This is a genomic window from Bacillus salitolerans (assembly GCF_042680805.1).
GTDB classification, from domain to species: domain Bacteria; phylum Bacillota; class Bacilli; order Bacillales; family SA4; genus Bacillus_CJ; species Bacillus_CJ salitolerans.
Window position 1 is genome coordinate 45,636 of sequence record NZ_JBHUEM010000020.1, and the last position, 12,509, is coordinate 58,144.

The following is a 12,509-nucleotide window of genomic DNA, read 5'->3' on the forward strand; positions in this document are numbered from 1 at the left end:
TCAATTATTTTCCCCACTTTACAGTCAATCAATGGAGGAGTATAGTACTCTCATAGTTTCTCATTCTTATATCGCTTAATCTCATTTAATGAGAGCGGGGGAACCAACGTGACGTATTCTGTCACATGGGGTGAAACCTTAATGGTGGGGTTCTCTCATAAACCCAAACCCGGCAGCTAACTTCGTAAGCGTTAGGGAGAAAGAATAGAAACCTTGAGTTTCGTAAAATAGTACGACTACAAGGTTAATTTCCTTGTGGTCTTTTTTTTCGCCCAAAGCTATTTATAAAAAGGAGTTATGGTATGAACACAAAATGGGTAAGACTAAATCCCTCTCAGCTACTAATCTTTATTTTTGGCGTTTTTATTCTCCTTGGGACAGTCTTGTTGAAACTACCCTTTGCTACAAATGAACCTATATCTTGGCTTGATGCTCTTTTTACAGCAACGTCAGCAATGACTGTTACGGGGTTAGTTGTATTTGATACGGGAACTGTATATACCTTATTCGGAGAAATAGTCATCGTGTCACTTATTCAATTAGGCGGGCTTGGAATTATGTCTTTTGCTGTACTGATCTTTATCATGCTTGGCCGAAAAATTGGTATAAAAGAGAGAATCGTCGTTCAACATGCATTAAATCAAACCTCTCTAGGGGGCGTTGTTAATCTTGTAAAGCATTTATTCATTTTCTCTTTTACGATTGAACTAATTGCGATGTTATTTCTAGCCATACGGTGGATTCCAGAATATGGTGTGGGAACAGGATTATATTACAGCTTCTTTCACTCAATATCAGCATTTAACAATGCAGGGTTTGGATTGTGGCCAGATAACCTAATGGGGTATGTCGGTGACCCAGTTGTCAATATTATCATTTCTTTTTTATTTATCATAGGAGGAATCGGATTCACTGTATTAATGGATATTCATTCCAAGAAAAATTTCAGGAGATTATCCTTACATACAAAAATCATGTTGTGGGGATCACTCGTTATAAATACGGTGGCCATGTTCATCCTATTTATTATTGAATATACAAATCCAAATACACTTGGCGGTCTTACTTTTGTAGACAAACTCTTTGCAGCATATTTTCAGGCTGTAGCTCCTCGGACTGCGGGCTTTAATACAATTGATCTAGCGTCTTTGCATGAACCTAGTATTCTTCTAATCATTATTCTAATGTTTATTGGAGCGGGGAGTGCTTCTACTGGAGGCGGAATTAAGTTAACAACCTTTGTTATTATTGTTTGGAGTGTTATCACCTTTCTTAAAGGGAAAGAAGAAATCGTTATAGCAAGGAGATCCATTCAAGATAGATTTGTTTTAAAGTCTCTATCCATTACAGTCATTTCTCTTTTATTTGTTGTCCTTGGAATATTTATTTTAAGTGTAACGGAAAAGGCACCACTTCTTCATATCTTTTTTGAGGTTGTTTCAGCCTTCGGAACAGTAGGCCTTACATTGGGGCTTACTTATGTTTTAACACCAATAGGAAAAGTTGTAATCATTATCGTTATGTTTCTTGGAAAGCTAGGACCGTTAACCATGGTTTACTCTCTAGCAAAACCTGAAAAGGCTAAAATTAAATATCCAAGCGAAGATGTTTTAGCAGGATAAGAACAAAACGGCGTTAGATGAATAATATATAAGAACTTTTTGAAAAGGAGCATGTAAAATGCCATCTTTGGTAGGTTCTATAAATATTACTAGCGTTGGTGGTGGAACATTTACAGTCGGAGATGTATTTCGAATTTCACCAGACGATAGTGGGTTTACAACGAGTGGATCTGGTGGTTTTAATACAGGAGATTTTATGGTTGTGTCAAATAAAAAGAGTGTAACAAATACAAATGATGCTGACATTTCAGATCAAAAGACATTCCAAATCAATCCTTATATTTAAAAAGTTATCATGAAGAGTTGACAATTAGAAAAAAAAGCCATATATTTAATTAAAATATTATTATTTAAAAGGAGTATGTTTTATGAGTGGAGTCGTTCTTAACTAAACGTAATTTTATACGTTTGAATCAATTTTCCTTTGAAGACATCCAATATAGTGATGTTTATTTAAGTATAGGTAAAATGATTCATGTTAAGAACACAGCATACATGCATATTCTTTCATAGTTTTGATTGGGATAAAGCACTGTGCTATTTGGCACAGTTTTTTTGTTCAATAGGCTTTTTTGAGTGCCTATTTATTAAAATTATGTAAACCGCATTGAACTAGTGTTCAATGCGGTTTTTTTTATTCCGCTCTAACTGGCGCTAAGATCCCCACTTCAAAACTTTAGAAGATTCGAAGAAGTTTAAGTGGGGGATAAACGCCAGTAAGAACCCTGTATAGGAACACAGACTAAAGTCGCCACCTCCTGTGGCAACGTCTGTGTGACCCACAGTGTGGGCAGGGGCTAACAATTAGTGGATATGAGGAAAACCTCCACTGATTGAAGTTTCACTTTATATTAAGGAGGAAGAAAAGTGGATACAAAAACAATTCAAACGCTACAATTTGACGAAATTAAAAAGAGACTAGCTGAGTATGCGATGTCAGATATGGCAAAAGAACAAATCCAAAGTCTTTACCCGTCAACAAATAAAAACCAAATTACGAATTGGTTAGAAGAAGTGACTGAAGCAAAGGCGGTGTTAACCAATACCACAAGTATACCGATATCTTCTTTAACTGGGATAGGCAACGCTCTAAAAAATATAAACAAAGGTGTAGCATTAAGACCAGATCAATTGAAGGAGATATTTAATTTAATCGACTGTGCAGATAAATTAAGGAGATTTATGAAAGATAAAGAATATTTGGCTCCTAAAATTAGTACATTTATTTACTCCTTGCATGATTTATCCGTGCTTGGGGAGGAAATCAGTAGGTGTATTAGAAATGGTCAGGTTGATGATTATGCCAGTAAGGAATTATTAAAGATTCGAAAGCAGATTAGTATCCTTCAGACCCGATTAAAGGAAAAGGTAGACCATGTAGTAAAGTCATCAAAATATAATAAATATTTGCAAGAAAATGTGGTCAGTTTACGCAATGGTCGATATGCAATACCGATTAAAAAGGAGTATCGCAAACAAATTAATGGAGTTGTTCTAGATACATCAGCCTCAGGATCCACGGTGTACATGGAACCGGAAGAATTAGGGTCCATACAGGATGAAATCAATTATGTAAAGTATGACGAAGAAGCAGAGGAACAAAACATATTACTTTATTTAACAGGTCTTGTCGAAAAGTATGAACACGAATTAAAAATAGCAGTTGATACACTTGTATACTACGATCTAGTCTTTGCTAAAGGGAAATACAGCTTAGCGATTGAAGGTCAGTCAGTAAGAATAAACGAACACCATACGATCAAGCTCAAAAATGCAAAACACCCTCTATTAGGAAAGGAGGCTATTCCTTTAACTATCATTATCGGAGAAGAATTTGATGCACTTCTAATAACTGGCCCGAATACTGGGGGGAAAACCGTTACGATGAAAACGGTTGGATTACTTACGATAATGGCGATGTCTGGTTTGCATGTTCCAGTAGAAACCGGAAGCGAATTAGCGATCTTTCAAGAAGTGCTTGTTGATATTGGAGATGGACAAAGCATAGAGGAATCATTAAGTACATTTTCATCGCGTATAAAAAATGTCATCGATATCCTTAGTAAGGCTACACCACAAACGTTAGTATTACTTGATGAATTAGGTTCTGGAACTGATCCGGCAGAGGGGATGGGATTAGCAACATCCATACTTGAAGAACTATACAAAAAAGGGGCAACGATTTTGGCAACGACTCATTATAGTGAAATCAAAGAATATGCGATGACAACGGAAGGCTTTCAAAATGCATCAATGGAATTTGACATAGAGACATTAAGGCCAACCTATCGCCTTATTATAGGCGAAAGCGGTACCAGTCAAGCCTTCTCAATAGCACTGAAATTAGGGATGCACCCAAAGATTATAGAGAGGGCACATGCCATAACGTATAAAGAAGAGAAAAATTATGATGAAGAAACTACTTATAGTATTCATCAATTAAATAAACAGCTAGGCTTTAATAACAAACACATACGAAAACAGAAGCATCTTATGAAAGAAAAGAGACTAACTCAGCACACCGAATCCAAATTTAACGTGGGGGATAATGTGAAGATACCTTTCATGAATGAGTATGGAATTGTATACAAGCCAGAAGACAAAGATGGAAATGTAATAGTCGTCATTAAGGGAGTAAAAAAGATAATCAATCAAAAACGACTTGAACTCTATATAAAGGCGGAAGAACTGTACCCTGAAGAATATGAGATGGATATAGTATTTGAATCTAAAGACAATAGAAAAAAAGACAAATTGTTAAACAAAGGCCATGTTGAAGGACTTACTATTGAAAGGGAAAAATAACGAGTAAAAAAGAGGACGAAAAGTTGCTGAAAGAGTTGTCATAGTTGCTGAAAAAATTACAATAGTTGTTAATAAAATCTTGATGATAAATTACCAAAGTCTAAAAAAATATAAGATAACAGCCAAGTTGACTTTACAAAACTAGTAGAGAAGCTTAGGAGGAAAATTTTACAAGAACCCCCCAAAAAATGAATATGAAATTGTACAATTTTTAGGAAATACCGTATATTTTTTAGCTTGAGTGAAAGAGGCGAGACTCCTTCAAAGAACGGCTGACGGGAAACCCATGCAGGTGAATTAAGTTGAAGAGGAAGTTTAATCTTTGCTTATGGCTGCTACAGCCCTTTCGCACATTAAACTAGAGATGCCAGCACATCCAAAACTAGTCCGGAATGGGAGTCCCTTTCTCGCAATAAGAAATAGGATAGCAGAAGCGATAACCGTTCTTCTTGTTTATTTGGAATACAATTGTTCACATTGAGAAACGTTATAGGTATAAATAGAAGGTTCTATTATGAAATGGAATTAACTTTAGAAAAGAGGGATGATTATGGATTGGAGTCTTCTCTGGAAAGCAGTTGTAATCGTAATAGGGGGGACGTTAATACTCAGATTTGCAGGAAGAAAATCAATATCACAAATGACACTTGCACAGGTTGTCATTATGGTTGGTATTGGATCATTGCTAGTTCAACCAATTGTTGGTCGGAATGTATGGGCAACTTTAGTGGTTGGTATCGCTTTAGTAGCAACATTAGTCGTAATAGAATATGGTCAAGTCAAATTTGATTTTTTTGAATCATTTGTCTCTGGAAAATCAAAGCTTCTAATTGATAATGGGGTAATCCAAGAAAAAAATATGCTTAAACTAAGAATGACAGTCGATCAATTAGAAATTCAGCTTCGTCAAAACAATGTAACGAATATTAGTGATGTTCAATATGCCACACTTGAGCCTAGTGGAAAATTAGGTTTCATATTGAAACAAAACAAACAAAATGCGACCAAAGAAGATATTCAGTATATACTAGACCAAATTCAACAGCTAAGACAAGAAATTGAACTAAAGCTTCCACAAACAAAAGTAGTATTTAAAGCGAATCCAAAACAAAACCAAAGCACGAATCCTAATCCTCCAAATACGCAAACCAATCCGAACCAACCAATTCAAAATAGTTTGTTTGAAGAAGTTCGAGATAAGGGTCATCATGAGGAGCCTCCTCAATACTTACAGTAACCAAGAGCTGACGTGTTCTTGGTTATGATTTACAGAATGTTGGTCAACCAGGCGAGCTACAACACGTTGTGATTTTAGTTCTCGCATCTTAGCGCAGGGCGGTTCTATAGCGTTTTGTTATTGACATTATTTTGAAAGTAGGATATAGTAAGTAGTATAGTTTATAAATTCTACCTTATTAGTCATTCACATATTATAAAAAGTGATCATCTTATTTGGTACTTTTTATAATATGTGAATTTTTTTTGTTAAAAAATAGCATATTATATTTAAAGTGGAGGTTTTCAACATGAAAACAGGTACAGTTAAATGGTTTAATGCAGAAAAAGGATTCGGATTTATCGAAGTTCAAGGAGAAGCAGACGTATTTGTACATTTCTCTGCGATCACTGGAGAAGGCTTTAAATCTCTTGACGAAGGTCAACAAGTTGAATTTGAAGTAACTGAAGGAAATAGAGGACCACAAGCAGCAAACGTTGTAAAACTATAATAAAAGGTGAGGATGAAAGCTAACAAGAATGCTGGGTTAGCTTTCAAATTCTATCCTATATAGGGGGCAAAAAGTATGGTGTTTGGTAAAAAAAATGTTGAAGAAATTAAAATGGCAGATACAAAAATCTGGGTGTGTACATCAGATTCATGTAATTGTTGGGTTCGTGATAACTTCAAGAGTAAAGACGCAACTAAATGCCCGATGTGCAATAGTGAAATGGAAATGACATCGAAAGAGCTTCAAATCATTCATAACCACTCAGTCGCTGAATAATATTTAGCTCTTCTCATTTTGATCCGCAGAATTCTTTTTATTTCTTTATTCCTAAAATTCTTTCATACTACTGTTAATTATGTTTGTAAAATTTGTCTGTTTTTTTCTAATTCTCACTGGCGTGGCCTAGGAGTCACAAGGATGGAGGAGAGGTAGGGCTTTCATTGTTTTAGAATTACATGTAACAACTTATGAGATGATCATTGTTATAATTAAATGACAACGAAACCTTTGCTTTAATAAAGCACCTTTCATTAAGAAAGGTGCTTTTCCAATTGAGAAATTTATTCAGCTTTGATGGCTTAAATCCAGATATATTTTAAAAACTTTGTTCTAACTCATCAATTAATGAGCCAACAAATGTAACAGCTTTTCTAATCGCGTCGGGTTCTGACATATCAAGACCTGCGTGTTTAATTAAATCAAGTGGTGTCATTGTTCCACCAGATTTAAGGACTTCTAACCAGCGATCAACGGCTGGTTGACCTTCTTCTTTGATTAATTGCGCAACAGCTGTTGAGACGGTTAGTCCTGCTGAATAGGTATATGGATATAGACCCATATAGTAATGAGGCTGTCGCATCCACGTTAAAGATGCTCCTTCATCAATATCCACCGTATCACCCCAGAACGTTTTTAATACATCTGCTTTTTGTTCACATAATGTAGTTGCTGTAATTGGTTTACCGTTCTCAGCTAGGTCATACACTCTGCGCTGAAGCTCACCTTCTAATAAATGAGTAACAAAATTATGATAGTACGTACCTAAGAATTGTAGCACGACCCAACGCCTCATGCGTTTATCTGTTGTGTTAGACAAAATATGTTGGCCAAGTAACAATTCGTTCATGGTTGATGGAGCTTCTACGAAATAAGTGGATGGTCTTGTATTCAAAAGGCTTTGATGCTTATTGGCTAGATAGAAATGGCCAGCATGACCTAGTTCATGAGCAAGAATGAAGGCACCTCTCATTGTGTCTGTCCACGTAATTAAAATAAATGGATGTGATCCATAAGGTGAGGCACAAAAAGCACCAGTAGCTTTACCGATATTGTCAGGCAAATCTACCCACCGTTCGGTTAATCCTTTCTTCATAATATCGACATACTCTGGTCCCATTACTTGAAGAGAATCAATAATAAGCTTTGAAGCTTCTTCATATGTGGTCTTTGGATTAAAGTCCGGATCAAGTGGTGCTTTTAAATCACAAAATTTTAACGTATCAAGACCTAAAACTTTCTTCTTTAATCTTGCAAAACGTTGCATATGGGGAGAAAGCTCTTGTAAAATCACATCTAGTTGATTATGATACATCTCTTCTGTGACTTGCTGTGGTTGTAGCAGCATTTGAGTAACTGAATCGTATTGACGAAGTCTAGAAAGTGTTACTTGCTTTTTGATTTCGGTGGCATACGTAGCGGCAAACGTATTTTTATAGTTCCGTAAAGTAGCCACAAATGAATCATAGGCTTTCCGTCTTACTTCTGTCTTCGGAGATAGCTCATATCGATCTTCAAATAAGGCAAATGATAACGGCAATTCATGACCATTTGCATCTTGGATTGCGTCAAATTGCATATCCGAAGATTTACTTCTAGAATAGATAGTGTATGGAGCACCATGAACTTCACCTAATGCAGCTAAAGCCTCTTCTGTTTCTGGATGAAGCTGATGTGGCTTTGTAATAAGGATATCATGTATTACTTTTTTATATGTATGAAGTTCCTTTTTTTCATTGAAATATTGTTCAACGGTTCCATCAGGAAGATCCAGTATTTCAGAATTAATAAATGATAATGAAGCGCCAACTTTTGAGAGTAATGAGCCTACACGAGATGTATCAGCTTGGTTAGTTGGATCAGTTCCATCACCAGAAATTCGTAAATTAGCATACGTTGACAGTCGAATCAGCTTCTCCTGAAGGTCTTCTTGAGCGACTAAGCAATCGAACAGATTTTCAGGACTGTTTTTAAGGCGTCCTTTGTATTTAGTTACAGTAGGTATTTCTAGCAAGATCGATTCTAATGCCTCTTCAAAAGCTGAATAGGTAGGAAAGAGGTCCTCCAATTTCCATGTTAAATCTACATTTACTTCCGAACGATGGGGTCTTTTAACAACAGTGTTTTCCATTTTGACGCACTCTCCTTAAATAAAAAATAGATAGATGATTTATTTCGTGAGTCTAAATAAATTATAACTGAAACATCTACACTTGACTATAATTATTATAATTTTTTGAAAATAAGCAGGCCGCCTATTTAATAGGCGTCCCCTTACTCAATCGAACATCCTTAAAAGATAGCGTATTCGCTATTAATCGATCATAGGTTAACAAATGGTTCTGAACAGTATCTTCATTTATAGTAAGTAGACCTAAATTGTTGGTTGTGTGAATAATAGATCCGTTTAGGAGTGGGATATAATTAATAGTTTCCTTCCAGGAATGGGGTGCCTCATGATTACCTCGACTGTAGAAAATTGAATGATTATCAGGTGAAAATCGATAGATAGCTTTATTCTTTCTTTTTAAAGAATTAATCGATATGGAAAGCTTTAGAAGATAACCCCATATGCCTGTGAAACTCATATTTTTTAGAGGACTACTTGTGAATTGAACAACTTTTAACTTCTCACCATTTTCTAATTGAACAGATGCCTTTACTGCATGAGCATTGTGGACATCACCAGAAAGTATGAAACAATAGGATGGATTCAAGTTAAATAGTGAATATAAAAAATGAGAGAACCCTTTCCCATTAAGCTTCCATGCTTCCATATCAAAGGTTTGGTGAACCTGTAAACCAAGAGCTCTAAGAGGAAATACATAAGAGTTTAGAAATGATTCTAATAATCCAATACCATATAACGGGGTTGGAGAGGCTATTACAAGTGGTGTTTGTTGTTCCCAGTTGCTATCAATAAGAGATTGGGTCAAAGCTTCCCATTCAGCTGGACATATTAGCTGTGGTGGATAAGACTTTTCTTCAAATAATTTTCCTAGCTTAATAGGTTTTGCCTCGAAATCATAGCCTCTACGTGTTCTCGTATCTAGAAATAGTGTCTTAGGTTCAGTCGGAGCGACAAAGTGCCACTGTTTGAAATCCCATAGACAATTAAGCCAATCAGAGTATGCTGTTGATTTTATTGAAAATGTTTTCAAATATCTTTTTAACTTGTATTTAAATGACGATTGAAAGGTCTTTGGGGAATTTCCCCATCCTTGAAACAACCAATAGGCTGTTAATCCATTTGCAACTACATGCCTCCCAAGTGGTGATTCCCAAACGCTCTGCTTCCAGTTATATGAAATGTTCCAATCATCAGTAATATCATGATCATCGAATATCATGTAAGTAGAAACGTTTGCTAACAACCTACGAATCCTTGGTAGAGTATAAAGAGATTCCTGAATAGCTCGCCATTGTCTCTCATACCGGTCTCTAGCTTGAGCTTTCTCTTGCTTGTGTTTAGAAACGAAGGGCTCTTCATTTGGAAAAACAAAATGAATATTATTTGTTCGGACATGTTCATCAAATGAATAAAATAAACGGTGATCTTGTAACCATTTCCATAACTCTGGACTAAAAGATAATAAATACAAGGCTGAAAACTCACTAAATTTTATAAGATGGTTATAGGCTTCTCCTGAAGTAAATCTACATAGTTCATTCATGATAAATTGTCTTCCATGGATTTGGTTCATTGATTTTTGTAAGGATCCAGCTTCTAACCGTATATCTAAGACCGAAAGATTCTCGTCTAGTGGGATTAGTGCATTCGCTACTTCCGAAATGATTGGGAACATAGGATCAGAAATATCATCAGCGTAAATTTGATCTCCTAATAAAAATAACGAGTGAGGTCTTTTGTTCAAATTATCAAATTCTTCTTCTAATACAATATCCCCACTAACTAATGCATCATCTCCTTCGCCGTGTTGCTTTCGGCAAGACCCATAAAGGATATTTGACTTCTGGCCTTTGGAAATAATGAAGGTTGGGTATTTTAAATTACCATAAACAATGGAAAATGGATTAGACTGCTCAAGTAGTCCAAAGCTATATAAATCTAACGTTGAAGCTTCATTCTGAAAGGTTAAATTATACCCGAGCAAACAATTTGTAGGAAAGGTACCAATTGTTGGAATTATTTCTAGTAAATAGATATATAGTCTATTTCCGCAACGGATAGTCTCTGAAGTACACTGAATATCTATTGAATAATAGTTACATATATTATGACTTTTTCTTATAGAATATAATTCAGCCCCAAGTCGGAACGGTTTGCTAGTAGCAATCCATATACAGACGGAAGTCTCATCTACTCTTCTTACGATGGGTCCAGACAAGATTGTAGGGAGATTCATTGTAACGCCTCCGCATAAAAGAGATTTTCTATAGTCTATTTTAGGGATGGGCAGTTAATTTTCACCAGTTTAGCGCAACGTTCAAGTATACAAAAATTCAACATGAATATTGGCGGTAATTTCTTGTTGACCAGGCATTATAGGTGTTGTTTCTGCAAGCGATACTGCATATGGGGTGGGTCTTATTACTTCTTGATAGTTTTCAGTGATAGAGATAGGAGTGGGGTGTATGTTAACGCCCATTACTCTTGACAAATCGAATGCCTTTTGTTTAGCCTGAAGAAACGCTTTTTGCAGTGCTCTATTATAAATAGCGTCTCTATTTAGAACTTCAAATCGTAAATCAGATACTGAATTGACTCCATTTTGAACAGCTGTATCTATAATGATACCCACATTTTTTAAGTCACTAATTTTTACTTGTAATAAGTGTGTCACTTTATATCCAAGAAGTAGAGGTTGATTCTCATTGTATTCATAAATGGGATCAACCCGATATTGTGTAGTTTGAATATCATTCTTTTCAACTCCAAGTTGTAATAATGATTGTATAACCCGACTTGTGCTAAGGGAATTTTCCTGTTGTATAGTGCTTAATGATTTACCATCTGTGACGACACCTAATGTTATAACCCCTTGAGTAGGAACAACTGTTTGAATACCTGTACCCATTACTTTTATTTTGGGAGCTTTGTAATCCATTTACATCCAACCCTTCAAGGAAAAGATACCTATACATATGCAGAGTTTCTTGTTTGAATCCACAAGAAATGAAAAAAATGAAGATTTTACCATTTTTTGATAGAAAATTTACAAGAACCCACTATCCCATCCTTTAGATTCCCAATTTATTCAGTCAGTGTCGAAATGGCTATTGAAGCAGGTAGTAGATTCAGAAGGTAATAAGCAAGTAGAAATTACAGTGTAGAGGATTGAAACGAAGATGACTATGACTGTTATCGTATCAAAGAATGTTTCCCGACTATTATTCTTACATTTGGAAGTTTTATTATTTTTGGAATCATCACAACATTCTTAACCTATCCAATGTTTCAAGGCTTTATATTTCCGGGTACGAATTGGTTATTCTTAGTCTTTTGGATAGCACCTATCATTACCATTTTTACGATTCTAGTAGAGGTTCTAGTTTCAGCCCGTGCCAAAAGCTTTCAAGAAGCTCAGCAAATCGGTGGTCTCGTTATTTTACCGATTATTGCATTGTTTGTTGGTCAAGCTACAGGTTTTCTAATTCTAAACCCTCTTATTTTACTTATCATAGGGATTGTCTTATTAGTGCTAAGTGGACTCTTGCTGAAATTAATTACGAAATTCAACAGCCGCAACGTTCTGTTTGAAAGGCAAATATAAAGCATAGTGAAGAAGAGGATTGCCCAAACTTGGTCAATCCTCTTATTTACATAAGTGGTGGTTGATCATCAAATAAATCTTGATACGCAGCTTCTGCTGCAGCTTCTGTCGCAAAGAAAGCATCATCATCTTCAATTACATGGAACGTCTCATGAAGAAACAGAGCTAAAGCATTTGGATCATGTGGATGTTGTACAATTTCAGCCTGCTTTACATTTGAAACAGATGGAGTATGTGGATTGTTGTAGATAACATATACGTTATTACCTGCCTTTAAGTCTTTAGGGTCGATAGTGTCCATAATTAACCTCCATACATGAAATAATACTATTTTTTGTTATTTA

The 12,509-nt window shown here is 35.6% G+C and carries 11 protein-coding genes and 1 riboswitch; of the genes, 7 read left to right on the forward strand and 4 right to left on the reverse strand.

The window, feature by feature from the left end; all coding sequences use genetic code 11:
- Nucleotides 1-62 precede the first annotated feature (62 nt).
- A riboswitch (cyclic di-AMP (ydaO/yuaA leader) is annotated at nucleotides 63-206 on the forward strand.
- 96 nt (nucleotides 207-302) lie between these two features.
- The 6 genes from ACFSCX_RS11850 to ACFSCX_RS11875 all read left to right on the forward strand — a co-directional run bounded on the left by ACFSCX_RS11850 (nucleotide 303) and on the right by ACFSCX_RS11875 (nucleotide 6,430).
- Nucleotides 303-1,622 (forward strand): TrkH family potassium uptake protein, encoded by a 1,320-nt coding sequence (locus tag ACFSCX_RS11850; protein WP_377928449.1) that lies wholly within the window; start codon nucleotides 303-305, stop codon nucleotides 1,620-1,622.
- Nucleotides 1,623-1,680: 58 nt separating this feature from the next.
- Nucleotides 1,681-1,908 (forward strand): spore germination protein, encoded by a 228-nt coding sequence (locus ACFSCX_RS11855; protein WP_377928450.1) that lies wholly within the window; start codon nucleotides 1,681-1,683, stop codon nucleotides 1,906-1,908.
- 581 nt (nucleotides 1,909-2,489) lie between these two features.
- Nucleotides 2,490-4,427, forward strand: coding sequence for an endonuclease MutS2 (locus tag ACFSCX_RS11860; RefSeq protein WP_377928451.1), 1,938 nt, complete (start codon nucleotides 2,490-2,492; stop codon nucleotides 4,425-4,427).
- 550 nt (nucleotides 4,428-4,977) lie between these two features.
- A complete protein-coding gene (locus ACFSCX_RS11865) occupies nucleotides 4,978-5,664 on the forward strand; it encodes a DUF421 domain-containing protein (protein ID WP_377928452.1) in 687 nt (228 codons plus the stop codon).
- Nucleotides 5,665-5,953: 289 nt separating this feature from the next.
- Nucleotides 5,954-6,154, forward strand: a complete 201-nt coding sequence (locus ACFSCX_RS11870) for a cold-shock protein (protein ID WP_377928453.1) — start codon at nucleotides 5,954-5,956, stop codon at nucleotides 6,152-6,154.
- Between the two features lie 75 nt (nucleotides 6,155-6,229).
- Complete coding sequence (locus ACFSCX_RS11875; RefSeq protein ID WP_377928454.1) at nucleotides 6,230-6,430, forward strand: cold-inducible protein YdjO-related protein; 201 nt, start codon at nucleotides 6,230-6,232, stop codon at nucleotides 6,428-6,430.
- Nucleotides 6,431-6,749: 319 nt separating this feature from the next.
- Here ACFSCX_RS11875 and pepF read toward each other — a convergent pair whose 3' ends face one another.
- The 3 genes from pepF to ACFSCX_RS11890 form a co-directional block, all read right to left on the reverse strand.
- A complete protein-coding gene (gene pepF / locus ACFSCX_RS11880; protein ID WP_377928455.1) occupies nucleotides 6,750-8,561 on the reverse strand; it encodes an oligoendopeptidase F in 1,812 nt (603 codons plus the stop codon).
- Between the two features lie 124 nt (nucleotides 8,562-8,685).
- Complete coding sequence (locus ACFSCX_RS11885; protein WP_377928456.1) at nucleotides 8,686-10,797, reverse strand: metallophosphoesterase family protein; 2,112 nt, start codon at nucleotides 10,795-10,797, stop codon at nucleotides 8,686-8,688.
- 81 nt (nucleotides 10,798-10,878) lie between these two features.
- Nucleotides 10,879-11,499 (reverse strand): SIMPL domain-containing protein, encoded by a 621-nt coding sequence (locus ACFSCX_RS11890; RefSeq protein WP_377928457.1) that lies wholly within the window; start codon nucleotides 11,497-11,499, stop codon nucleotides 10,879-10,881.
- A gap of 345 nt (nucleotides 11,500-11,844) precedes the next feature.
- Between ACFSCX_RS11890 and ACFSCX_RS11895 the strand changes: the two genes are divergently transcribed.
- Entirely contained in the window at nucleotides 11,845-12,165 is a 321-nt protein-coding gene (locus ACFSCX_RS11895) for a hypothetical protein (protein ID WP_377928458.1), read from the forward strand.
- Nucleotides 12,166-12,211: 46 nt separating this feature from the next.
- Here ACFSCX_RS11895 and ACFSCX_RS11900 read toward each other — a convergent pair whose 3' ends face one another.
- Nucleotides 12,212-12,466, reverse strand: a complete 255-nt coding sequence (locus ACFSCX_RS11900; protein ID WP_377928459.1) for a transcriptional regulator SplA domain-containing protein — start codon at nucleotides 12,464-12,466, stop codon at nucleotides 12,212-12,214.
- Nucleotides 12,467-12,509 lie beyond the last annotated feature (43 nt).